The sequence below is a fragment of the Lentzea sokolovensis genome (assembly GCF_033949975.1).
Lineage (GTDB): Bacteria > Actinomycetota > Actinomycetes > Mycobacteriales > Pseudonocardiaceae > Lentzea > Lentzea sokolovensis.
In genome coordinates this window covers 81,658-102,948 of the sequence record NZ_JAXAVU010000006.1, presented here as the reverse complement: position 1 = coordinate 102,948, position 21,291 = coordinate 81,658, and the positions used below count along the sequence as shown (strand labels likewise).

Annotated in this window: 27 protein-coding genes; 21 read left to right on the top strand and 6 right to left on the bottom strand. The window is 69.4% G+C overall.

Going from position 1 to position 21,291, the window contains the following annotated elements:
• Positions 1 to 85: 85 nt before the first annotated feature.
• Positions 86 to 709, bottom strand: a complete 624-nt coding sequence (gene upp / locus SK854_RS11745; RefSeq protein ID WP_319975090.1) for a uracil phosphoribosyltransferase — start codon at positions 707 to 709, stop codon at positions 86 to 88.
• Here upp and SK854_RS11740 point away from each other — a divergent pair.
• From SK854_RS11740 to SK854_RS11685, 12 genes are all read left to right on the top strand, one after another.
• A complete protein-coding gene (locus SK854_RS11740) occupies positions 708 to 1,355 on the top strand; it encodes a maleylpyruvate isomerase N-terminal domain-containing protein (RefSeq protein ID WP_319975089.1) in 648 nt (215 codons plus the stop codon). The genes upp and SK854_RS11740 overlap by 2 nt on opposite strands.
• Positions 1,356 to 1,389: 34 nt before the next feature.
• Positions 1,390 to 2,382, top strand: coding sequence for a Gfo/Idh/MocA family protein (locus SK854_RS11735; RefSeq protein ID WP_319975088.1), 993 nt, complete (start codon positions 1,390 to 1,392; stop codon positions 2,380 to 2,382).
• Between the two features lie 59 nt (positions 2,383 to 2,441).
• Positions 2,442 to 2,921, top strand: coding sequence for a SigE family RNA polymerase sigma factor (locus SK854_RS11730; protein ID WP_319975087.1), 480 nt, complete (start codon positions 2,442 to 2,444; stop codon positions 2,919 to 2,921).
• Entirely contained in the window at positions 2,921 to 3,685 is a 765-nt protein-coding gene (locus SK854_RS11725) for a hypothetical protein (protein WP_319975086.1), read from the top strand. Before SK854_RS11730 ends, SK854_RS11725 begins: the two co-directional genes overlap by 1 nt.
• 100 nt (positions 3,686 to 3,785) lie before the next feature.
• Entirely contained in the window at positions 3,786 to 3,983 is a 198-nt protein-coding gene (locus SK854_RS11720; RefSeq protein ID WP_143138612.1) for a hypothetical protein, read from the top strand.
• A 19-nt stretch (positions 3,984 to 4,002) separates the two neighbouring features.
• Positions 4,003 to 4,647, top strand: a complete 645-nt coding sequence (locus SK854_RS11715; RefSeq protein ID WP_406601762.1) for a DUF1707 SHOCT-like domain-containing protein — start codon at positions 4,003 to 4,005, stop codon at positions 4,645 to 4,647.
• Positions 4,647 to 4,961: a hypothetical protein gene (locus SK854_RS11710; protein ID WP_319975085.1), complete on the top strand. Its 315-nt coding sequence runs from the start codon at positions 4,647 to 4,649 to the stop codon at positions 4,959 to 4,961. Before SK854_RS11715 ends, SK854_RS11710 begins: the two co-directional genes overlap by 1 nt.
• Positions 4,962 to 5,089: 128 nt before the next feature.
• Positions 5,090 to 5,425: a hypothetical protein gene (locus SK854_RS11705; protein WP_319975084.1), complete on the top strand. Its 336-nt coding sequence runs from the start codon at positions 5,090 to 5,092 to the stop codon at positions 5,423 to 5,425.
• Positions 5,422 to 7,584 carry a bifunctional polysaccharide deacetylase/glycosyltransferase family 2 protein gene (locus tag SK854_RS11700; protein WP_319975083.1) on the top strand — a complete coding sequence of 721 codons (2,163 nt, stop codon included), beginning with the start codon at positions 5,422 to 5,424 and terminating at the stop codon, positions 7,582 to 7,584. Before SK854_RS11705 ends, SK854_RS11700 begins: the two co-directional genes overlap by 4 nt.
• A 10-nt stretch (positions 7,585 to 7,594) precedes the next feature.
• Positions 7,595 to 8,551 carry a deoxyribose-phosphate aldolase gene (gene deoC, locus SK854_RS11695; RefSeq protein WP_319975082.1) on the top strand — a complete coding sequence of 319 codons (957 nt, stop codon included), beginning with the start codon at positions 7,595 to 7,597 and terminating at the stop codon, positions 8,549 to 8,551.
• Positions 8,552 to 8,555: 4 nt separating this feature from the next.
• Complete coding sequence (locus SK854_RS11690) at positions 8,556 to 9,983, top strand: aldehyde dehydrogenase family protein (RefSeq protein ID WP_319975081.1); 1,428 nt, start codon at positions 8,556 to 8,558, stop codon at positions 9,981 to 9,983.
• Positions 9,976 to 10,839 (top strand): aldehyde dehydrogenase family protein, encoded by an 864-nt coding sequence (locus SK854_RS11685; protein WP_319975080.1) that lies wholly within the window; start codon positions 9,976 to 9,978, stop codon positions 10,837 to 10,839. The genes SK854_RS11690 and SK854_RS11685 overlap by 8 nt, the downstream gene beginning before the upstream one ends.
• Positions 10,840 to 10,844: 5 nt before the next feature.
• On the opposite strand, the gene SK854_RS11680 is transcribed toward SK854_RS11685, so the two are convergent.
• The 3 genes from SK854_RS11680 to SK854_RS11670 are packed head-to-tail and all read right to left on the bottom strand — an operon-like array spanning position 10,845 to position 12,789.
• The gene (locus SK854_RS11680; protein ID WP_319975079.1) at positions 10,845 to 11,039 is read right to left on the bottom strand and encodes a helix-hairpin-helix domain-containing protein; all 195 of its coding nucleotides are present in this window, start codon (positions 11,037 to 11,039) and stop codon (positions 10,845 to 10,847) included.
• A complete protein-coding gene (locus tag SK854_RS11675) occupies positions 11,036 to 11,662 on the bottom strand; it encodes a response regulator transcription factor (protein ID WP_319975078.1) in 627 nt (208 codons plus the stop codon). Before SK854_RS11675 ends, SK854_RS11680 begins: the two co-directional genes overlap by 4 nt.
• Positions 11,659 to 12,789, bottom strand: a complete 1,131-nt coding sequence (locus SK854_RS11670) for a sensor histidine kinase (protein WP_319975077.1) — start codon at positions 12,787 to 12,789, stop codon at positions 11,659 to 11,661. The genes SK854_RS11675 and SK854_RS11670 overlap by 4 nt, the downstream gene beginning before the upstream one ends.
• Positions 12,790 to 12,898: 109 nt before the next feature.
• On the opposite strand from SK854_RS11670, the gene SK854_RS11665 reads away from it, so the two are divergent.
• From SK854_RS11665 to SK854_RS11640, 6 genes are all read left to right on the top strand, one after another.
• A complete protein-coding gene (locus SK854_RS11665) occupies positions 12,899 to 13,585 on the top strand; it encodes an ABC transporter ATP-binding protein (protein ID WP_319975076.1) in 687 nt (228 codons plus the stop codon).
• On the top strand, positions 13,582 to 15,756 hold the full coding sequence (locus SK854_RS11660; RefSeq protein WP_319975075.1) for an FtsX-like permease family protein: 2,175 nt from the start codon (positions 13,582 to 13,584) through the stop codon (positions 15,754 to 15,756). Before SK854_RS11665 ends, SK854_RS11660 begins: the two co-directional genes overlap by 4 nt.
• A gap of 77 nt (positions 15,757 to 15,833) precedes the next feature.
• Entirely contained in the window at positions 15,834 to 16,352 is a 519-nt protein-coding gene (locus tag SK854_RS11655) for a VanZ family protein (RefSeq protein WP_319975074.1), read from the top strand.
• Between the two features lie 48 nt (positions 16,353 to 16,400).
• Positions 16,401 to 16,862: a hypothetical protein gene (locus SK854_RS11650; protein ID WP_319975073.1), complete on the top strand. Its 462-nt coding sequence runs from the start codon at positions 16,401 to 16,403 to the stop codon at positions 16,860 to 16,862.
• A gap of 70 nt (positions 16,863 to 16,932) precedes the next feature.
• Positions 16,933 to 17,523 carry a MarC family protein gene (locus SK854_RS11645; protein WP_319975072.1) on the top strand — a complete coding sequence of 197 codons (591 nt, stop codon included), beginning with the start codon at positions 16,933 to 16,935 and terminating at the stop codon, positions 17,521 to 17,523.
• A 99-nt stretch (positions 17,524 to 17,622) separates the two neighbouring features.
• Positions 17,623 to 18,048: a hypothetical protein gene (locus SK854_RS11640; protein ID WP_319975071.1), complete on the top strand. Its 426-nt coding sequence runs from the start codon at positions 17,623 to 17,625 to the stop codon at positions 18,046 to 18,048.
• A gap of 6 nt (positions 18,049 to 18,054) precedes the next feature.
• Here the strand turns inward: SK854_RS11640 and SK854_RS11635 are convergent, their stop codons facing one another.
• On the bottom strand, positions 18,055 to 18,591 hold the full coding sequence (locus SK854_RS11635) for an SMI1/KNR4 family protein (RefSeq protein ID WP_319975070.1): 537 nt from the start codon (positions 18,589 to 18,591) through the stop codon (positions 18,055 to 18,057).
• A 92-nt stretch (positions 18,592 to 18,683) separates the two neighbouring features.
• On the opposite strand from SK854_RS11635, the gene SK854_RS11630 reads away from it, so the two are divergent.
• Together SK854_RS11630 and SK854_RS11625 are read left to right on the top strand one after the other, a co-directional pair.
• Positions 18,684 to 19,010: a hypothetical protein gene (locus tag SK854_RS11630; protein WP_319975069.1), complete on the top strand. Its 327-nt coding sequence runs from the start codon at positions 18,684 to 18,686 to the stop codon at positions 19,008 to 19,010.
• Positions 19,007 to 20,191 (top strand): C40 family peptidase, encoded by a 1,185-nt coding sequence (locus SK854_RS11625; protein WP_319975068.1) that lies wholly within the window; start codon positions 19,007 to 19,009, stop codon positions 20,189 to 20,191. The genes SK854_RS11630 and SK854_RS11625 overlap by 4 nt, the downstream gene beginning before the upstream one ends.
• Before the next feature lies 1 nt (position 20,192).
• Here the strand turns inward: SK854_RS11625 and SK854_RS11620 are convergent, their stop codons facing one another.
• On the bottom strand, positions 20,193 to 20,615 hold the full coding sequence (locus SK854_RS11620; protein ID WP_319975067.1) for a tautomerase family protein: 423 nt from the start codon (positions 20,613 to 20,615) through the stop codon (positions 20,193 to 20,195).
• An 83-nt stretch (positions 20,616 to 20,698) separates the two neighbouring features.
• Between SK854_RS11620 and SK854_RS11615 the strand changes: the two genes are divergently transcribed.
• Complete coding sequence (locus tag SK854_RS11615) at positions 20,699 to 21,289, top strand: TetR/AcrR family transcriptional regulator (protein WP_319975066.1); 591 nt, start codon at positions 20,699 to 20,701, stop codon at positions 21,287 to 21,289.
• Positions 21,290 to 21,291: the final 2 nt, after the last annotated feature.

The following is a 21,291-nucleotide window of genomic DNA, read 5'->3' as shown; positions in this document are numbered from 1 at the left end:
ATCGTTCGCGGCAGCGGCGATGTGTGGTCCACAGCACGATAGGCCTGAGGTCTAGACCACTGCTACGTCCGATCGGAGGTATGTCCTAAACCGCCCCGTACAGTCGGTCACCGGCGTCGCCCAGGCCCGGCACGATGAACCCCGAGTCGTTCAGCCGCTCGTCCACCGAGGCCGTGATGAGACGGCACGGCAGCTTCGAGTCCTCCAGGTGATTGATTCCCTCGGGCGCCGCGAGCACGCACACGGCTGTCACGTCGGTCGCGCCGCGCTGGGTCAGCAGGCGGATCGTGTACGCCATCGAGCCGCCGGTCGCGAGCATCGGGTCGAGCACGAGCACCGGGCGTCCGGCGAGGTCCTCCGGCAGCGACTCCATGTACGGCGTCGGCTGCAACGTCTCCTCGTCGCGGGCCAGGCCGACGAACCCCATCTGGGCGTCCGGGATCAGCTTGTGCGCCTGGTCGGCCATGCCGAGCCCGGCCCGCAGCACCGGCACCAGCAGCGGCGGGTTTGCGAGCTTGTAGCCGGTGGTACGAGCTACCGGTGTGTGCGTGCGGTCTTCCTTCAGCGGCGCCTCGCGCATCGCTTCGTAGACCAGCATCACGGTGAGTTCCTGCAACGCGGCGCGGAATGCGGCATTGTCCGTGCGCGCGTCACGCATCGTTGTGAGTCTCGCCTTGGCGAGTGGATGATCGACGACCAGGACGTCCATGCTCGACACCGTAACCCGCTGGGAGGAGCTAGGGGTGTTCGAAGAGATCTACCGCGAGGCACGTCAGCGCGTCGTCGGCCTGACGATGGGCCTGACCGCCGACGAGCTCGCACGGACCGTGCCCGCCTGTCCTGAGTGGACCGTGCACCAGGTGATCGCGCACCTGTCGGGCCAGTCGTCGGATCTGGTCACCGGACGCATGGAGGGCGCACCGTCGGACGAGTGGACGGCGCGGCACGTCGCCGAGCGCGCGGGCGTTCCGGTGGACGACCTGCTGGAGCAGTGGAACGTCTTCGGCGACAAGATCGGCGAGATGCCGCGCATCCCGTTCCAGCTCGCGCTGGACGCGATCACGCACGAGGCCGACCTGCGCGCGGCTCTCGGCCGGGAACGCCTGCCGGACGCCGTGTGGCAGCCGACCCTGGTGTGGATCGCACCGCGCAGGCTGACGGACGTGACGGTGAAGACCGAGTTCGGCGACGTCGGCGACGGCCCGATCACGCTGGAGGTCGAGGGCTACGAACTGTGGCGCGCGTTCTTCGGCAGGCGCTCGCGCGCCCAGATGGAGGCGTGGAACTGGTCGGACCGGTCGCCGATCGAGAAGATCCCGTTCTTCCCCCCGCGAGAGACCGACCTTGTGGAGTAAACGCCGTTAACTGAAGAGGTGTAGGGTCGGCCGCGTGACAGACCACGTGCGCATCGGAGTGCTCGGCGCGGCCATGATCGCGCCATCCGCTGTCATCCGTCCGGCCCGCTCTTCGACCGTCGCCGAAGTCGTGGCCGTGGCCGCGCGATCGGCCGACAAGGCCAAGGCCTTTGCCGACAAGCACGGCATTGCGCGCGTGCACGGCTCGTACGAGGACCTGCTGGCGGACCCCGCGGTCGACGCCGTCTACAACCCGCTGCCCAACGGCCTGCACGGCAAGTGGACGCTCGCCGCGCTGGAAGCCGGAAAGCACGTGCTGTGCGAGAAGCCGTTCACCGCGAACGCCGCCGAAGCCGCTTCCGTCGCCAAGGCCGCCGACGCGTCCGGCCTGGTGGTGATGGAGGCGTTCCACTACCGCTACCACCCGCTGGCGATGCGCGTCGCCGAGATCATCTCCTCCGGCGTGCTCGGCCCGTTGCGGCACGTCGAGGCCTCGGTCTGCTTCCCGCTGCCGATGTTCTCCAACATCCGTTACGACTACTCGCTCGCGGGCGGCGCGATGATGGACGCCGGCTGCTACGCCGTGCACATGGCGCGGCTGCTGGGCGCAGAGGAACCCGAGGTGCGGTCCGCGAAAGCGTTGCTGCGCGGGCCTTCCATCGACCGCGCGATGCGTGCCTCGCTGCGGTTCCCTTCCGGTCACACGGGTTCCGTGCACGCCTCGCTGTGGTCGTCGACGATGTTGAAGCTGTCGATGAAGGCGATCGGCGAGAACGGCACGTTGAGCGTCTTCAACCCGCTCGGCCCGCAGACGTTGCACCGCTTGTCGTTGAAGCTCAAGGACAAGAAGTCGTCGGAGACCTTCGGGAAGCGCGCGACGTACGCCTACCAGCTCGACGCGTTCACCGACGCCGTGCTGCACGGCAAGCCGTTCCCGACGACCGCGGACGACGCCGTGAAGAACATGACGGTGATCGACTCGATCTACCGGGCGGCCGGACTGCCGCTGCGCCAGCCGACTCCGTGACCCAGGTCACCCAACCTCCCCCTCGCCGCGCCGTGTCTTGAGTGCGGACGAAAGGGGGGTTGGCTGACGACGAGTACACCGAGTACGTCACGGCGGCATTGCCTTGGTTGCGGCGCACGGCGTATCTGCTGTGCGGCGACGTGCACAGCGCCGATGACGTCGTGCAGGTCGCGATCACGAGGCTCTACACGAATTGGCGAAGAGCCAAGGCCGCCGACAACATCGACGCCTACGTGCGGACGATCCTCGTGCGCACGTTTCTCAACGAGCGCAGGCGGCCGTGGAGCCGGGTGCGCCTGCTGGACCGGGTCGACGAGCTGCGCGCCGCCGCGAACCCGGACGTCGAGACCCGTGAGGAAGTCCGGGTCGCCCTCATGCGCCTGGCACCGGGCCAACGCGCGGTGCTCGTCCTGCGATTCCTGTTCGACCTGCCCGTCGCCGAGGTCGCGTGTGCCCTGAAGTGCTCGGAAAGCACCGTGAAGAGCCAGACGTCGGCCGGGCTCGCCATCCCGCGCGCACAGTTGGGAGTGACTCAGTGATGTCCGAAGAGGACGGTGCCCGGCTGCTCGGGTCGCTGCGGACCGTGGAGGTGCCCGCGTCGGACGGGGTCAGCGTGTCGCGGGCGATCAGGACCGGGAAGCGCGCGAAGTCGTTGCGGGTGGCGGCGGCCGGGGCGCTCGTGCTGCTCGTCGCCGGCGTGGTGCCGTTGCTGATCCGGCCGGACGCGGCGCCTCCCCCGGCGACCGCCGTGACGTTCGATCCGTCGGTGCGCAACATCAGCGTGGGTTCGGTTCCCGGGCTGAAGCCGGAGACCTACACCACCGAGCGCACGGCGCAGAAGATCGCGCTCGTGGGCACCGGCGGCCAGTCGGCCTACGTCACGGTCCTCAAGGCGGGCACGATCAAGCCGCTACCGGGTGACGCGGTCCCGGACGTGAACGGCAAGCGCGCGATGCGGAACGACGCCTACCTGGCGTTCGAGTGGGAGCCCGGTGCGTGGGCGACGGTTCAGGTGCGAGGGTTCCCGGACAACGAGGACCGGGCGCGCAGGCTCGCGGAGAGCCTGAGGTTCGACGAGCAGATCAAGATCAAGGTGACGTACACGGTCCAGACGTCGTGGGAACTGGAAAGCGTCCGCGACACCCGCGGCAACGTCGAGCTCGTCTTCACCAACGCGGTGCGTCTGTCAGTGCAGCGCGGTGTCGCCGTCACTCAGGGCGGGAGGGCGTCTGAGGCGGAACTCGACGCGCTGAAGGCATCGGTGCGACTGACGAACCCTCCGGTGACCAACCCGTTCCGATGACCACCTGATCAGGGGCCCGCACAACCCGATCCGGGAGTAAAGAACCGCCGGAGCAGCTCCGAAGAGTCTCGTAGCCAGTTGAGACGCGGAGGTGCGAACGGTGACGATCGAACAGAAGCCCGTCCAGCAATTGTGTGAATCCCCGCTGGTCATCCTGGGTGTTTCGGGGTCACTCGCCGTGTTGATCGGTGTGCTGCCGCTGACGTGGGGCTACAGCCCGGCCCTCGCGGCGGCGCTCGCCGCACTCCTCGTGATCGCTTTCGCGATCACCGTCAAGTACGCACCGAACCGCAAGTGAGCGTTCTAGACTCGATCGGGTGAGCGACGAGCTGGTACCGGCTGACCAGAGTCACATGCGGGCCTCCGACGCGGACCGGGAACGGATCGCGCAGGTGCTGCACAAGGCGACCGCCGAAGGCCGCCTCGACATCCACGAGCTGGACGAGCGACTCGTGGCGGTCTACGCCGCGAAGACGTACGGCGAACTCGTCCCCATCACCGCCGACCTGGTGCTGAGCGGCCTGCCGCAGAACCCGGCCGTGCCGCAGTACCAGCCGGCGGTGAGCGACCGCATCGGCGGCGAACCCGGCAGCGCGGTGTCCATCGCCTTCTGGTCCGGCGTCAACCGCAAGGGCCAGTGGGTCGTCCCGCGCCTGCACAACGCCGTCGCCGTCATGGGCGGCATCGAGCTGGACCTCACCCACGCGAGCTTCGCCGAGGCCGAGGTCACCATCAGCGTGTTCGCGTTCTGGGGCGGCGTCGAGATCCGCGTGCCCGACGACATCAACGTGAAGGTCGACGGGTTCGGGTTCATGGGCGCGTTCGAGGACCGCGCGCCTGGGCGCCGGTACATCCCCGGCGCGCCCACGGTGCGGATCACGGGGCTGGCGCTCATGGGTGGCGTCGAAGTGAAGGGCCCGAAGAGGAAGAAGTCGAGCATCCTGCGCGAACTGCTCGACTGATGCTGCTGGCCGAGTTCGTCGAACTGGCGGAAATGGCCGGTGCGCGCATCTGGCTCAAGATGGACGGCGAACGCGTCACCCACCGGTGGACCGTGATCATCTCCGAACCGCGGGCCGACCTTCGCCACCGGCGTGACGTCAACCGCCTCGACCACGTGCTCAAGATCGTGCGCGACGAGCTGGCGAAGCTGCCGGGCGACTGGTCCTGGCTGCACGAACCGATCGAGGACCTGAACGACGTCGCGGAGTACTACGAGGAGCTCGGCAGGGCCGGGGAGATCGTCATCATCGACCGGCCCGAGCTGTTGCGGTGAAGGGGCTTCCGCTGAGCGGCGCAGCCGGTTAACCTCCGGCGTCCGCTCGCCACTCCCCCGCGAAGGTCATGACGACTCCCTCTGACAGACCTGTGTTCGTTGATCCGAGTGGCCGCCGCCGCAAGGTGATGCGCATCGCCATGGGCGCGGTCGCCGTCGGCGTGCTGGCCTACCTGGTACTTCTCGTCGTCGCGCTCGCCGGCGGGCCCGTGAACCCGACGACGCTGCTGCCGATCCCCGAGGCCGCCGAACCCGCCGTCATCACCACGACGGATGCCCCCGCGTCGTCACCCGAAGCAACATCGTTGCCACGCAACGAAACCACCACCACGCCACCGGTCACCACGACGCCTCCGGTGACGAACACGACCACGACGACCACCACCGCCGAGAACGGCAACAAGCGGACCGATCCGCCCGGCGCGTCGAACCGGCCGAGCGGGCCCGGTCAGGGCAAGCCGTGAGGCCTCAGCCGCGCGCCCACTGGGTGCTGCTGGCGTTGAGCGTGGTGGTGCTGCTCGGCGCGCTGTTGCTGGACACGTTCGTGGTCGGCCGCGTCGGTCAGGGCGCCCAGCCGACGGCGGGGCCCTCCGGCACCGTGCCGGAGACCCTGCACCAGGGCGGTCCGCTGGTCGGTGCCACGGGCTCCGGGCTCAGCTCACGCACGACGCCGGACCGCACGGTGGTGCTGACGTTCGACGACGGGCCCGACCCCGAGTGGACGCCGAAGATCCTCGACGTGCTGCGGCACAACGAGGTCAAGGCCACCTTCTTCGTGACCGGCGCGAACGCCGCACAGCACCAGGACGTGCTGGAACGCGTCCACGCCGAAGGTCATGAGGTGGGGCTGCACACCTTCACCCACGTCGACCTGGGCAAGGTCGGTGAGACCCGCGCCCGCGTCGAACTGGGGCAGACCGGGCTCGTCGTGGCGAGCGGCACCGGCGAGTCCAGCCGTCTCGTGCGGCCGCCGTACTCGAACCGGCCGGACGCGGTGGACGACGAGGACCTGGTCGGCATCGAGCGGATCACCGCGGCCGGCAACCTCGTGCTGCTCTCCGACCTCGACAGCGAGGACTGGCGCAGACCCGGCGCGGACGCCGTCATCGCGAACGCCACGCCGAAGGACGACAAGGGCGCCGTGGTGCTGATGCACGACGGCGGTGGCGACCGGTCGCAAACCGTTGCGGCGCTGGAGAAGCTGATCCCGAGCCTGAAGGAGCGCGGGTTCGCGTTCCAGACCGCCCGTGACGCGTTCGGCGTGCCGCAGGCCTCCCGTCCGGCGACGGCGACCGAACGCGCCGAGGGCACCGCCGTGTCGCTCGCGGTGCGGTTCTCGCGGTTCGTCACGGAGCTGCTGACGTGGCTCGTCGTGATCTCCAGCGTGCTGGCGCTCGCACGTGCGGCGGTGCTGCTGGTGACGACCGCGATCCACGCGCGGCGCAAACCGGGCAAGCACGCGCCTCGATTGCGGCCGCAGATGGTGACAGTCCTGGTCCCCGCGTACAACGAGGAAGCCGGCGTCGAGGCGACCGTCCGCACGATCCTGTCCAGCACCTGGCCAGTGCACGTGATCGTGATCGACGACGGCTCGACCGACCGCACCTCCGAGGTGGTCGAAAGCCTGCGGCTGCCCAACGTCTCGCTGGTGCGCCAGCGCAACGCGGGCAAGGCGGCGGCGCTCAACACCGGTCTGCGGCACACCCGCACCGAGCTCGTCGTGATGGTCGACGGCGACACGGTGCTGGAACCGGAGACCGTCGCGAACCTCGTGCAGCCCTTCGCCGACCACGAGGTGGGCGCGGTGTCGGGCAACGCCAAGGTGGGCAACAGGTCCGGCCTGCTCGGGCGCTGGCAGCACATCGAGTACGTGATCGGCTTCAACCTCGACCGGCGGATGTACGACGTCATGCAGTGCATGCCGACGGTGCCGGGCGCGGTCGGCGGTTTCCGGGTGGAGGCGTTGCGCGAGGTCGGCGGTGTCCCGGAGGACACGCTGGCCGAGGACACCGACCTGACGATGGCGCTGGAACGAGCCGGGTGGTCGGCGGTCTACGAGGAGTCGGCGCGGGCGTGGACGGAGGCTCCGGCCAGCCTCGGGCAGCTCTGGCGGCAGCGTTATCGCTGGTGCTACGGCACGTTGCAGGCGATGTGGAAGCACCGCGGCGCGGTCTTCGAACGTGGCCTTGGCGGCAAACTCGGCCGGCGCGCGCTGCCGTACCTCTTCCTCTACCAGATGGCGTTGCCGATGCTCGCGCCCGCGATCGACGTGTTCGCGGTGCTGAGCCTGTGGACCGATCCGGTGGCCGGCGCGCTCGCGTGGCTCGGGTTCCTGGTGCTGCAGCTGATCCCCGCGGTGATCGCGTTCCGGCTCGACGGCGAACGGCTGCGGCCGCTGTGGGCCGTCGCGCTCCAGCCGATCGTCTACCGGCAGCTCATGTACCTGGTCGTGATCCAGTCCGTGATCACCGCGCTGGCTGGTGCGGTGCTGCCGTGGCAGAAGCTCAAGCGCACGGGCAGCGCCGCCCAGGACGCACCGGAAATCGACGAGCGAACGGTGCCGCTAAGCCGTGTTGACCTGCAGAAATCGCCTCACTTAGGACGGGCGTCCCATTCCGCTTAGACTCCCAGGCATGGCTGCTCCAACGACACTGCCGTCGGCCCTGGCTGACGCCGTGCGCGACGAATCGTCGCTGCGGCGTTTCCTGCACGGGCTCCCCGGCGTCGACCAGGTCGGCGTCGAGCAACGAGCCGCGGGCCTCGGCACGCGGAGCATCAAGAAGGCCTCCAAGCTGCACGCCATCGACCTGGCGATCAGCATGGTGGACCTGACCACGCTGGAAGGCGCTGACACTCCCGGCAAGGTGCGCGGTCTCGCCGCGAAAGCCCGCAGGCCCGACCCCGAGCGGCCCGACGTGCCGAAGGTCGCGGCGGTCTGCGTCTACCCGGACATGGTGAAGACGGCGGCCGACGACCTGGTGGGCACGGGCATCAACGTCGCCAGCGTCGCGACGGCGTTCCCCAGTGGCCGCAGCACGATGGACATCAAGCTGGCCGACACCCGGTTCGCCGTCGAGCAGGGCGCGGCCGAGGTCGACATGGTGATCGACCGCGGTGCGTTCCTGAGCGGCCGGTACGGGCAGGTGTTCGAGGAGATCGTCAAGATCAAGGAAGCCTGTGGGGACGCGCACCTCAAGGTCATCCTGGAGACCGGCGAGCTCGTGACGTACGACAACGTGCGCCGCGCGTCGTGGCTCGCGCTGCTGGCCGGTGGCGACTTCATCAAGACGTCGACCGGCAAGGTGCAGCCCGCCGCGACGCTGCCGGTGACTCACGTGATGCTGCAGGCCGTGCGGGACTGGAAGGACCAGACGGGTGAGCTGCGCGGGGTGAAGCCCGCCGGTGGCATCCGCACGACCAAGGACGCGATCAAGTACCTGGTGGCCGTGCACGAGGTGGCCGGTCCGGAGTGGCTCGACCCGCACCTCTTCCGGTTCGGCGCGTCGACGTTGCTCAACGACCTGCTCATGCAGCGTCGGACCCAGTTGGACGGCCACTACAGCGGCCCGGACTACGTGACGGTGGACTGAAGACATGTGGGAATACGCCCCCGCGCCCGAGTCGCGGGACATCGCGAACCTCAAGCCGAGCTACAAGATGTTCGTCGACGGCAAGTTCGTCGAGGGCACCGGCGAGCCGCTCAAGACCATCAACCCGGCCACCGAGGAGGTGCTCGCGGAGGTCTCGACGGCGTCGCAGTCCGATGTGGACACCGCGGTCAAGGCCGCGCGCAAGGCCTACGACCGCGTGTGGTCGAAGATGCCTGGATCCGAGCGGGCCAAGTACATCTACCGGATCGCGCGGCAGATCCAGGAACGCGGCCGTGAGCTCGCGGTGCTGGAGTCGCTCGACAACGGCAAGCCGATCAAGGAGTCGCGCGACACCGACATCCCGACGGCGGCCTCGCACTTCTTCTACCACGCGGGCTGGGCGGACAAGCTCGGCTACGCGGGCTACGGGCCGGACCCGAAGCCGCTGGGTGTCGCCGGTCAGGTGATCCCGTGGAACTTCCCGCTGCTGATGGCCGCGTGGAAGATCGCGCCGGCACTGGCGTGCGGCAACACCGTCGTGCTCAAGCCCGCCGAGACCACCCCGCTCACCGCGCTGGTGCTGGCGGACATCATCCAGCAGTGCGACCTGCCGCCGGGCGTCGTGAACATCATTCCGGGCGCCGGTGACGTCGGCGCCGCGCTCGTCGGGCACGAGGACGTCAACAAGGTCGCCTTCACCGGCTCGACCGACGTCGGCAAGATCATCCAGGGGCAGCTCGCGGGCACGTCGAAGAAGCTCACGCTGGAACTGGGCGGCAAGGCGGCGAACATCGTGTTCGACGACGCCCCGCTCGACCAGGCCGTCGAGGGCATCGTCAACGGCATCTTCTTCAACCAGGGCCACGTCTGCTGCGCCGGATCCCGCCTGCTCGTGCAGGAGTCCATCGCCGACGAGCTCCTGGAGAAGCTGCACGCGCGCGTCTCCACCCTGCGCGTGGGCGACCCGCTCGACAAGAACACCGACGTCGGCGCGATCAACTCCCGCGAGCAACTCACCAAGATCAAGGAGCTGACCGAGTCGGGCGAGGCCGAGGGCGCCACCCGCTGGACGTCCTCCTGCCCGTTGCCGGACAAGGGTTTCTTCTTCGCCCCGACCGTGTTCTCCGGTGTGTCGCAGGCGATGCGCATCGCACGTGAAGAGATCTTCGGCCCGGTGCTGTCGGTGCTGACGTTCCGCACGCCGGAAGAGGCCGTGGCCAAGGCGAACAACACGCCGTACGGCCTGTCCGCCGGTATCTGGACGGAGAAGGGCTCGCGCATTCTCTGGATGGCACAACGCATGCGCGCCGGCGTCGTCTGGTCCAACACGTTCAACCGCTTCGACCCGACCGCCCCGTTCGGCGGTTACCAGGAGTCGGGCTTCGGCCGTGAGGGCGGCCGCACCGGTCTGGAGGCCTACCTCGATGTCTGATCGACTCACGGTCGCGAAGACCTACAAGCTCTACATCGGTGGCAAGTTCCCGCGCTCCGAGTCGGGCCGCAGCTACCCGGTGACCGACGCGAAGGGCACGTTCCTCGCCAACGCCGCGCAGGGCTCCCGCAAGGACGCCCGCGACGCGGTTTCCGCCGCCCGCAAGGCTTTCGCTTCGTGGTCCGGCGCCACCGCCTACAACCGCGGCCAGATCCTGTACCGCGTGGCCGAGGTCCTCGAAGGCCGCCGCGAGCAGTTCATCGCCGAGGTCGCCACCTCCGAGGGCGTCCCGGCGAAGAAGGCGCAGTCCCTTGTGGACACCGCCATCGACCGCTGGGTCTGGTACGCGGGCTGGACCGACAAGATCGCGGCCGTCCTGGGTTCCTCGAACCCGGTGGCGGGCCCGTACTTCTCGTTCTCCACGCCGGAACCGACGGGCGTGGTCGCCGTCCTGGCCCCGCAGCAGTCGTCGCTGCTCGGCCTGATCTCGGTGATCGCACCGGTGATCGCGTCCGGCAACACCTGCGTGGTCATCACCTCGCAGGACCGGCCGCTCCCCGCGATCACGCTGTCCGAGGTGCTGGCCACCAGCGACGTCCCCGGCGGCGTCGTCAACATCATCACCGGCCGCACCGCGGAGATCGCCCCGTGGCTGGCCTCGCACGGCGACGTGAACGCGCTGGACCTCACCGGTGCGCCGGAGTCGATCCGCGCGGACCTGGAGCGGTCGGCAGCCGGCACCGTGAAGCGCGTGCTGCGCAACAAGCCCAGCGAGGACTTCACCGTCACGCCGGACATGTCGCGCCTGCGCGCGTTCCTGGAGACGAAGACCGTCTGGCACCCGATGGGCGTTTAGGGCAGCTAGTCGGCGGCGTAGGCCTTGCCCTGCGCCGCCAGCTCCTCGCCGAGGATCCTGATGGCCTTCGGGCCGACGCCGTGGATCTTCAGCAACGTCTTCGCGGACACCTTCGTCAGCGAGTCGAACGTCGTGTACCCGTGGGCCGTCAGCTCACGGGTCGCGACCTTGCCGATCGAGGCCGGGAACTCGGCGGTCACGAGTTCACCAGACCCGCGCGCCACGCCCAGGAAGCGATCCCGACGCGGTTGCGCACGTTCAGCTTGGTCTGCACGGAGGCCAGATGGGTCTTCACCGTGGACAGCGACAGGAACAGCGACGAAGCGATCTCCTGGTTGCTGAGCCCTCGCGCCACCTCCCGGACCACGTCCTGCTCGCGAGCCGTGAGCAGCGACAGGTCAGGCCGCTGAGCGGGCCGGGCGAAGTGCTCCAGCATCCGCACGGTGACCTGAGGCGAGATCAGCGCGTTCCCCGCGGCGGCGGCGCGAACGGCCTCCACCAGCAGAGCCGGCCCGGCGTCCTTGGTCAGGAACCCGGAAGCCCCGTTCTCCAGCGCCGTGTGCACGTACTCGTCCAGGTCGAACGTCGTCACGACGACGACCTTCGTCGTGGGCGACAGCTTCTTGGTCACTTCGAGCCCGTCCATCCCGGGCATGCGGATGTCCAGCAGGGCCACGTCGGGGTTGTGCTCACGAGCAGCCGTGACGGCCGAGATCCCGTCGGGAACGTCGGCGACGACGGTGATGTCCGGCTGCTTCTCCAGGATCATCCGAAACCCGACGCGGACCATCTCCTGGTCGTCGGCGATGAGGACCGAGATCACTTGGTTCCTTCCAGGGGTAGCTCGGCGAGCACCTGCCAGCCGTGCTCACGCGGACCCGCGGAGAACAGGCCGCCCAGCAGGTCGACCCTCTCACGCATACCTACGAGACCGTAGCCACCCTGGTTCAGCTCGTGCAGCTGCCCGTCGTCGGCGACGATCACGCGCAACGCCCCACCGGGCGTCCGGGAGATCTCCACGTCGATCATCGTGGGCGACACGGCGTGTTTGTGCACGTTGGTGAGCGACTCCTGGACCAGGCGCAGCACCGACCGGCCGAGCTCCGGCGGCACCTCGTCGGGCAGGTCGATGCGCAGGCGGGTGTCGAAGCCGAGCTCGCGGGTGCGTTCGACGGCCGAGATGACGTCGGCGGCCAGGTCGGTGGTGGCGGCGTCGTTCTCGCCCTGGCGCAACGTGCCGACGAGGCGGCGCATCGCGCCCAGGGCTTCGGTGCCTGATCGGACGATGCCGGGCAGCAGGCGGTGGGCGGCCCGCGGGTCGTCGTCGGAGACCTCCAGCGCCGCCTGGGCCTGCACGAGCATGCCCGTCACGTGGTGGGCGACGACGTCGTGCAGTTCGCGGGCCAGGGCGATGCGTTCTTCCTTCTGCGCGTCGGTGACGGCGGCGGCGATCAGGCGGCCGCCCTCGGTGTCGCGGGCGCGGAAGTACAGGCCGGTGCCGACGGCGGTGAAGCCCAGCACGAGCGAGCCGAGCATCTCGTTGTAGTTGCTCGACGAGATCCAGTTGTCGCGGACGATGGCGGCGAAGAAGCTCACGGCGACCAGCCAGCCGACCGACCACGTGGCGGCGCGGCGAGGTTCCTCTCGCACGACGACGGCCGTGATGACCAGGCACGCGGCGGTCTCGGCGACGGTCAGCGGACTCAGCAGCGTCGGCAGGTTCACGTTGAAGAGCCGGATCACGAACGACGACAGGAAGATCGACACGACCGCCACCGGGATGGTGAAGGCGCGCGACTTGAACGACGTGACGGCAACGATGCACACCGGCACGGTCATCAGCCACACCAGCGCCTCCGGGCTGCCGCCCCCGCTCATCAGAAAGAGCTCGCCGAGCATCAGCAAGGCGAGAACGGCGGCGATCGGCCATTGGCCCCGATGACTGTCCACGGGAGACAACGGTAGGACCACCACACCTCTACGGCCTCGGTCATCCGGCTGATCCGGTGTGTCGTCAAGGCTGAGGTTTTCCGGCTCCGCGCACGGCACCTTGAGGAACATGAATTCGGTTCTGGCCGCTCGTGGCCTGGTCAAGACCTACGGCGACGTGCACGCGCTCGCCGGGGTGGACATCGACATCAAGGCCGGGGACGTGCTGGCGGTCGTCGGTCCGTCCGGATCCGGCAAGACGACGCTCCTGCACGTGCTGTCCGGCATCCTGCGCGCCGACGGTGGCGAGGTGTTCCTGGACGGGCGGGCGATCGGCGAGCTGAACGAGACGGGGCGCAGCGCGCTGCGGCGGACGGCGTTCGGGTTCGTGTTCCAGTCGGGGATGCTCGTGGCCGAACTGACCGCCGAGGAGAACGCGGCGCTGCCGATGCTGCTCGCCGGCGGGTCGCGGGAGGAGTCGCTCGGCGCGGCCAGGCTGTGGCTCGCGCGGCTGGGCCTGCAGGGTCTGGAGAAGCGGCTGCCGAGCCAGTTGTCGGGCGGGCAGGCGCAACGGGTCGCGATCGCGCGAGCCCTCGCCCACCGGCCGCGCGTGATCTTCGCGGACGAACCGACCGGTGCCCTCGACACCCGCACCGGCCAGGAGATGATGACCGCCCTCCTGCAGGCCGCGGAGGAGACCGGCGCGGCCATCGTGATCGTCACGCACGACAAGGCGATCGCCGACCGGGCGTTGCGCGTCGTCGAGATCCAGGACGGCAAGATCGCCCAGAGGATCAACACCGGGGTGTCCGCGTGAGGATCGCTCTCGCGGTGCTGCGCAGGGACCGCCGCAGCCAGGTCGCGACGGTGCTGGTCTCGCTCGGCGTGATGATCGCGGTGTCGCTGGTCCTGTGGCTGCTCGCCGCACCGAACGGCCTGCAGGCGCGCGCCGACCGCACGGCGTGGCGCGACGGAATCGGCCAAGCCGACAAGGGTGCCATTTCCGTTGCCATGAACCAGGATTCCTACGACGGCAAGCTCATCGAACGGTTCGACGTAGCTCGCACCGAACAGGGCGCGATCCCGGTCGCGGCCGGCATCGCCCAGTTCCCGGAGGCGGGCGAGGTGCTGCTGTCCCCCGCGCTCGCGGACCTCGTGCGGAACACCCCGCCGGAGGAGCTCGGCAACCGCTTCCCCGGCAGGCAGATCGCGGAACTGGGGCCGGAGGCGCTCAAGTTCCCCGGCGAGCTCGTCGCGATCATCGGCCACGAGAAGGTCGGGAACGGCTATCCCGCGGCCGATCTGCGGGGCGGCGCCGGCTCGTACCGCGACGACTACCACGGCATGCTCTACCTGCTCACGCGCGTCGGGCTCGTGGTGCTGGTCGTGCCGTGCCTGGTGCTGGTCGCCTCGGCGGCCAGGCTGACCGCGGCGAAACGGGAACGGCGTCTCGCCGCGCTCAGGCTCGCCGGCGCCAGTCCGCGGCAGGTCGTGGTGATGACCGCCGTCGAGACCGCGATCGGCGCGGTCGTCGGCAGCGTGCTGGGTGTGGTGCTGGCGCAGCCGTTCAGCCACGTCACCGCGAAGGTCCCGTGGGAGGGCGGCACCTGGTACCCCGGCGACTTCGTGCCGGAACCCGCGGTCGTGGCGGTGGTGGCCGTGCTCGCGCCGTTGCTGGTCGTCGGTGCCGCGATCATGGGACTGCGGCGCGTCGTGAACCAGCCGCTCGCGGCGGAGGCGAAGCGCAAGGTCAGGTCGTGGCGGCTGCTGACGATCGCCGGCGCGCTGGGCGTGTTCTTCCTCGGCGTCATGTACGCGCAGCAGGCCAGCGGCGACGGCCAGTTCACCGTCGTGCTCCTCGGTCTCGGTGCGGTGGCGCTCGCGCTGGTGCTGGCAGGACCCGTGCTGACCGCGTGGGTCGGCAGGTTCTTCGTCGGGCGGTGGCGCAGACCGTCGACGTTGCTGGCCGGACGCAGGCTCGCCGGTGACCCGGTGGCGGCGTTCCGCGGCTCGGCGGGCGTGGTGATCGCCGTGTTCACCGGCTCGATGGCACTCACGATGCTGCCGGGGCTGGAGAGCCAGGTCCCGTACCGCGACTCGACGTGGCTGGAGAACGCGATCGTGGCGGAGCAGGTGACGCACGACATCACGCCGTTGCGCCTCACGACTTCGGCACCGATCGTCACGATGCTCGACGGCACGATCAGGAGTGGCGACTACGGCACGTACGTCGTCGTCGGTGACTGCGCCGACGTCGCGAAGGTGCTGACCGGCCTCCACTGTCAGGCGGGACCCGCCGTCTACGCGCCAGGACCGTTGCAGGGCAACGAGTTCAGGTCAAGCGACAAGGACACGCTGACCGCGCAGTTGCCGGCGCGGTACGAGACGCGGCCTTTCGAGGGCAGCGGCCGGGTGAGCGCGGTCATCGACCGCGGCCTGCTGCCGTCACTGGCGAGCGAGGTGTCGATGGTCGGCGTGCCGACGACGCCGGAGAACCGCGACGCCGTGCACACCGCGTTGATCGGCACGCTGCCGGGCGTGCGGCTCGTGGACGGCGAGCAGCGGGACCTCTTCGGCGACACGCTGCTGGCGGACCTCCAGCGGGCCACGATCATCGGCCTCTCCATCGCGGCGGTGCTCGGCGGCATCGGCGCGGCGGTGGCCGCTGCCGGGTCGGTGATCGACCGCAGGCGCACTTTCGGCGCGTTGATCGCGGCGGGAACTCCGATTCGCGTGCTGGCTCACGCTTTGCGCCGAGAAGTGATGTTGCCGGTGTTCGCCGTCACAATCGCGGCGTGCGGTGCGGGAATTGTCGTGGGCCTCGGACTGCTCACTCTGGCGCGCGGACTGGTGGGCCACGGCGAAATGCCGATCACGCCCTGGGTGATCGCCCCGGTGGGCGTCGGCATCGTGGTCGCGCTGGTAGCGGCCCTGGCGTGCGGCCCGGTACTACGCGGCATCAGCCCTCGGGATTACGCGGCGGAGTAGCACTCGGCCGGAAGTACGAGGATGGAACTGGCCCTCAGCGCGATGTGCGCTGAGGGCCTTTTTCATAACTTTGATTCATGACGAATGCACAGCTCGCGAGCATCCAGTGGGGCGTTTTCCTGTCGATTGTCTTCCTGCTCCCGCAGCTGCTGTTCCGTCAGCTCACCTTCCGCGGCGCCACCGTCACCGTCTACGCGAGCATGCTGTTCTCGGCGACGTTCCTGCCGGTGCAGACCGCGCCGCCGCGCCAGTCCGTGCAGCTCGTCCCGTTCCAGTGGATCGCCGACACCTTCCGCGACGGGCAGATCGCGTTCGACCAGATGACGTTGAACGTGCTGCTGTTCGTGCCGCTCGGCGCGATGCTGATGTTCTGGGGCAAGCGCACGATCGGCCAGACCGCGCTGATCGGTTACGGCGTCTCGCTGCTGATCGAGGGCTCGCAACTGATGTGGGCCAACCGGATCTTCGACGTCGACGACCTCATCACCAACACCACCGGCGCCGCGCTCGGCTGGCTCGGCGCGCTGGCCGCCGTGAAGGTCTACGCCCGCGTGAAGACCGTTGTGCCGCAGCGCGAACTCGTCAGCGCACGCTGACCTGGGGATTCCAGAAAGCCTGCAAGGAGCGTGTGGATCCTTCTTCCCATGCGTGCCAGACGAACGATCGCCGTGATCACCGCCTTGCTCGGCCTCATCCTGACAACAGCGGCTCCCGCCCACGCGTTGTCGCCAGGCACCTGGCGTCCCTACGGCAACAAGAACCCGATCACCACGAGCTCCAGCCAGTGGAGGTGCGCCTCCAGCGTCGAGATCGCCTCCAGCGTGGCGGCGCAGGTCTGCGCGATCAGGTCGGGAGGCGGGCACGGATGGGACGTGCAAGGGGCGGTGATCGTGCGCAACAACCGATCCACCGCCTTCTCCACGACGGCGTCGGTGACGGTGTACGACCGCTTCAACGTCGAAGAGATCGACACGTGGGGCTGTGGGTCGTCCGGGGTCGCCGCGAACTCGTGGTCGGTGTGCTTCGGCGAGACCTTCCTACGGCACACGATCTTCTCGGAGGGGTTCGCCAGGGGCGTCGACCTCGGCCAGACCGGCGACCTCTGAGCCGGTCCACGTTCACCCGGCGGCGTGAGGTGACGCGCGCCGCCGGGCCCACCCCCTGATCATGGCCGCCATGAAGTTCGTGGAGGCGTTCAGCATCCTGGTCGCCGTGGTCGGCCCGCCGAAGATCCTGCTGGCGTTCCTGATGGACACCGAGGGCGCCGACTCCCGGACGCGCTGGCGGGTGGCGTTCACCTCCACCGCGATCGCGCTGGGCGTCGGCCTGTTCGTGGTGGTGGCCGGACGGGCGTTGCTCTCGGTCTTCCACATCAGCGAGGGGGCGCTCTACCTCGCGAGCGGCGTCATCCTGTTCGTGCACGCGCTTGATCTCGTGCTCGGACGCAAGCAGGAACCGACGCACGACGAGACGCGCGGCACGCACGAGTTGGCCACCGCCTACTACGCGAACCCCGTGGCGCTGGCCTACCTGTTCCTGCTGTCGGACACGAAGTCGATCGAGACGACGTTCGTGCTGGCCGGCGGGTTCGCGGCGGTGATCGCGCTCGACCTGGCGGCGATCGCGGTGCTCGGCATCGCGCTGCGCTGGGTGAAGATGACCTACGCCTGGGTGCTCGTGCGGGTGCTGGGCGTGCTGCTCGCGGCGCTGGGCGTCGACCAGATCGTCGAGGGCCTGATCACCCTGGGGATCCTCGAACGGGTCTAGTGGCACGCCCGAGGACCATCGGCGAGACGTGAGCCGCCGCCGTGCCGCACTCGCGCCAACCCGGCCCACGACACCCCACGACCCGCTTAAGGTGCCGGAATGGCGGATGACGGGTTCGTACGCGGGGCCAACCGGGGCAACAACGTGTTCCTGCACCTCTTCGCCGTGGCGTTGATGGTCACCGGACCGATCGTCTACGCGGCCAACGACGGCGGCACCGTCGGCATCGTGCTCACCGTGGTGCTGCTGCCGCTGGGCATCGCCGTGTGGCGCGGTATCGCGCGCGCCAAGCGGCGGCTGCTGCGTCTGGACGAGGTGGGTCTGCCCGCGACCGCCGTGGTCCTGTCCGTGGAGCCGATCAGCGAGGACCCCACGGTCCGCGTCCGGCTCCTGATCAAGGGCCCGGACGTGCCCGAGTTCGTGACCGAGCACGACGCCAGGCACGACCCCGTCCTGAAGCCGGGGAACAAGCTCGTCGCGGCGGTCAATCCCGACGACCACCACGACTTCGAACTGGACTACTAGGCAGCACTAGCTGGTCCGCCAGCCCAGTTCGCCCGCGGAGTTGACCTCCGGGAAGCAGTGCCCGACCACGCTGCGCGTCTCCAGAGCCGTCGCGACCTGGTCGAACATCTCCACGATCGACGTCCACTCCGGCTTGACCATCTCGTTGCGCTCCTGGTCCCACTCGACCACGCAGCCGCGCAGCACGCCGGGCCGGAGATCTACCGCGAGCACGTCGCCGGTGCCGTCGAACGCGATCGGCAGCCACTCGGGGTGGAAACCGGTCGTCGGCGCGCCTGCCTCGGAGGCGTCGACGGGCTTGCTCACGTGGGTGTCCCTGAGCACGAACGCGCGATCGGCGCCCAGCGGCGTGTAGAAGGGCGGCAGGATCTCGGCGAAGCGGCCTTCCTCGGTGCCGCCGTAGACGCTCCACCACAGCTGGAGATCGATCGGAACCCGAAGCTCCGGCAGCGCGTCATACCTCGGCCGCAGCACGGCACGGGTGGCCGGAGCGTGCTCCGCCAGCCATGCCAGGATCCGGTTCCAGTGCTCGATCACACCCACCGTTCCATGATCTTGGCGGAACGTCGGGCGAGGTACCGCCCATCGGGGCAGGATCACGGCGAACAGGTCACTACTGGGGGAAGAGCTTTCAGATGGCGGAACAAGGCCTCAAGGTCGACTTCGACGCCTTGACCGGGTACGCGTCCGCGGTGAGCGGTCTGGCGAGCGAGGTCGGGACCGTCGGCACCGGCACGTTGAACGGCACCACCAGCCTTCCTGGCGACTGCTTCGGCAAGCTGGGCAACGAGGTCGGCCTGAACGCCGCCTTCCAGACGGCCGCGCAGGCGCAGCTCGACGCGCTCAAGGCCGCGTCGACGGGTCTCGCCGGTCTCGGCACCGCGGTCTCGAAGGCCCGCGAGTCGTACATCGCCCAGGATGAAGCGCACAAGGCGGCGATCACCAAGGCGGGACAGGCATGAGCGTCGAGGGGCTGCTGAGCCAGTTCATCGCGCCCATGAAGGAGGATCTGGCCAAGCTGGACGGTGACACCGGCGGCGCCACGCGTGCCGGGGACGCCTTCGGCCGCGCCCAGACCGCGATGACCGACCTGGGCACGCGGCACGGTTCGGCCTCCACGGCCGTGCTGAACACGTGGTCCGGCGACAAGGCCAACGCCTTCACGGCCCGCGTCTCGACCTTCGCCTCGGCCGCGAACCTGTTGTCCTCCAACGCTTCCACGCTCAAGACCGCGGCCTCGACCGGGGTGTCCGCGGTGACCGGCGGCCGCACCGCGATCCAGGGCCTCATCGACGAGTTCACGTCCAAGGCGACGCCGAAGCTCGCCGCGGCGCTCGCCCTGTCGCTCGTGGCAGGGCCCGGTGTCGTGCTGGCGGCCGTGGCCGACCTCGCCGGAATGGCGTCCGGTTATCAGAGCAAGACCTCCGCCGAACTGCAGAAGGTGCGCGACCAGCTCACGCAGCTCGTCGGGCAGCTCAACGGCCTGCAGAAGCCGGACGCGGGCGCGCTGGCGAAGCTCGGCGACCCGCTCGGCGGCGACGAGGGCACCACCTCGACCTCCGGCGCCTCCGACACCCCGAAGCAGCAGGAGTCCGGTCCCGGCTCCAACAACGGCGGCGGCTCCGGCTCGGGCGGCGGTGGCGGCAGCGGTTCCGGAGGCGGCGGCGGTGGCGGTGGTTCGGGCAGCGGTGGAGGTGGCGGCGGCTCCGGCCCGCGCCTGCCCGTCGCGATCCCGCCGCAGCCCGGTGAGGGCGTCGGCGTGAACCTGCCCGACGGCAGCAGCGCCGAGGCACCGAACGAGACCGCGGCCAAGGCCGTGCGCAACGCGTTGTCCGCCCTGGGCACCCCGTACGTGTGGGGCGGCGCGAACCCGCCCCAGGGCACCGACTGCTCGGGCCTCACGCAGTGGGCGTACGGGGGCGCGGGCTTCGACATCCCGCGCCCGGCCTCGTCCCAGGCCATGGGCGCCTCGGTGCCGGCGGACCAGGTGCTGCCCGGCGACCTCGTCGTGTGGGACGGGCACGTGGCGATGATCATCGGCAACGGCCAGATGGTCGAGGCCGGCGACCCCGTGCAGGTGCAGCCGATCCGGACGACGAACAGCGGGATGTCGTTCTACGGCTTCTACCGCCCCACGGGGTGAGCTACTTCGCGGCCTGGGCCGCGGCCTTCAGGTCGGCGAACTTCACGATCTGACCGCCCGCGCCCCAGGTCCCCTCTGGCTGCTCGTGGATCAGCACCCACACCCGCAACGCGTCGGCCTCACCCAGTCCGGCGGCCTCCAGCACCAGCGCGGTCGCCTCCTGGACGAGACCTGCCTTGCGCCGGTCGGACAGCGCGCCCACGGGCACCCGGACGTCCACCCGGAACCGCGGGGCGTCGTCCTGCGCCGTGGTCTGCGCGCCCGCAGGGAGTTCGTGCAGGTAGGTCCAGGCCACGGAGCGGAAGAACTCGTTGTCCGGCGCGCCCTCCCACTTCAACAGCAACGCGGCCAGGTCGCGCTGCACGCTCTTGCGGCCCGCGTCCGTCAGCGATCCGGCCGGCGCGGTCAGTTCGATCATCGGCATGACGTTTCCCCGATCTATGACGACTGTTATAAACCCAGGCGGACGCTAACCTATGACGAGCGTTATAGCCAGAGAGGCCTGAGATGTCCCGAGAGCAGATCGTCACCGGTGCGGCCGACATGATCCGGCGGCGCGGCCTCAACGCGACGAGCATCCGCGAGGTCGCCAAGCACGCGGGCACGCCGCTCGGCTCGACCTACCACTACTTCCCCGGCGGCAAGACGCAGCTCGCGACCGAGGCGGTGCAGTGGGCGGCGGAGACCGTCTCGAAGGTGCTCACGGCGAAGCTCCGCAAAGGACCGGTCGACGGGCTGAAGGCGTTCTTCGCGCTGTGGCGGCAGATCGTCACCGAGACCGGTTTTCAGGCCGGTTGTCCCGTGCTCGCGGTGTCCATCGAGGAGAACGCCAGCCCGCAGGCGCTGATGGCCGCGGCGGACGGGTTCCGGACGTGGTCGGCTCAGCTGGCCGCGTCCCTGGAGGAGCATGGCGTCTCGCCAGGCCGTGCGCGCAGCCTCGCCCACCTCTGCGTCTCGGCGGCGGAAGGGGCCGTCGCGATGTGCCGGGCCGAGCGCAGCATCGAACCCCTCGACAACGTGGCCGCCGAACTCACCGCGTTGCTACATGCCGCCACCGAAGATCCTGGAATGCGGCACACTGTCCCCACCAGGGGGTGATC

What these genes read in the sequence shown, in the direction of transcription:
- deoC (WP_319975082.1), top strand. Translation starts at nt 7,595, where the DNA reads ATGGCTGCTCCAACGACACTGCCGTCGGCCCTGGCTGACGCCGTGCGC.
- SK854_RS11655 (WP_319975074.1), top strand. Translation starts at nt 15,834, where the DNA reads ATGACGAATGCACAGCTCGCGAGCATCCAGTGGGGCGTTTTCCTGTCG.
- SK854_RS11630 (WP_319975069.1), top strand. Translation starts at nt 18,684, where the DNA reads ATGGCGGAACAAGGCCTCAAGGTCGACTTCGACGCCTTGACCGGGTAC.
- SK854_RS11665 (WP_319975076.1), top strand. Translation starts at nt 12,899, where the DNA reads ATGAATTCGGTTCTGGCCGCTCGTGGCCTGGTCAAGACCTACGGCGAC.
- SK854_RS11650 (WP_319975073.1), top strand. Translation starts at nt 16,401, where the DNA reads ATGCGTGCCAGACGAACGATCGCCGTGATCACCGCCTTGCTCGGCCTC.
- SK854_RS11685 (WP_319975080.1), top strand. Translation starts at nt 9,976, where the DNA reads ATGTCTGATCGACTCACGGTCGCGAAGACCTACAAGCTCTACATCGGT.
- SK854_RS11620 (WP_319975067.1), bottom strand. Translation starts at nt 20,615, where the DNA reads ATGCCGATGATCGAACTGACCGCGCCGGCCGGATCGCTGACGGACGCG.
- SK854_RS11640 (WP_319975071.1), top strand. Translation starts at nt 17,623, where the DNA reads ATGGCGGATGACGGGTTCGTACGCGGGGCCAACCGGGGCAACAACGTG.
- SK854_RS11740 (WP_319975089.1), top strand. Translation starts at nt 708, where the DNA reads ATGCTCGACACCGTAACCCGCTGGGAGGAGCTAGGGGTGTTCGAAGAG.
- SK854_RS11645 (WP_319975072.1), top strand. Translation starts at nt 16,933, where the DNA reads ATGAAGTTCGTGGAGGCGTTCAGCATCCTGGTCGCCGTGGTCGGCCCG.
- SK854_RS11725 (WP_319975086.1), top strand. Translation starts at nt 2,921, where the DNA reads ATGTCCGAAGAGGACGGTGCCCGGCTGCTCGGGTCGCTGCGGACCGTG.
- SK854_RS11710 (WP_319975085.1), top strand. Translation starts at nt 4,647, where the DNA reads ATGCTGCTGGCCGAGTTCGTCGAACTGGCGGAAATGGCCGGTGCGCGC.
- upp (WP_319975090.1), bottom strand. Translation starts at nt 709, where the DNA reads ATGGACGTCCTGGTCGTCGATCATCCACTCGCCAAGGCGAGACTCACA.
- SK854_RS11690 (WP_319975081.1), top strand. Translation starts at nt 8,556, where the DNA reads ATGTGGGAATACGCCCCCGCGCCCGAGTCGCGGGACATCGCGAACCTC.
- SK854_RS11625 (WP_319975068.1), top strand. Translation starts at nt 19,007, where the DNA reads ATGAGCGTCGAGGGGCTGCTGAGCCAGTTCATCGCGCCCATGAAGGAG.
- SK854_RS11615 (WP_319975066.1), top strand. Translation starts at nt 20,699, where the DNA reads ATGTCCCGAGAGCAGATCGTCACCGGTGCGGCCGACATGATCCGGCGG.
- SK854_RS11705 (WP_319975084.1), top strand. Translation starts at nt 5,090, where the DNA reads ATGCGCATCGCCATGGGCGCGGTCGCCGTCGGCGTGCTGGCCTACCTG.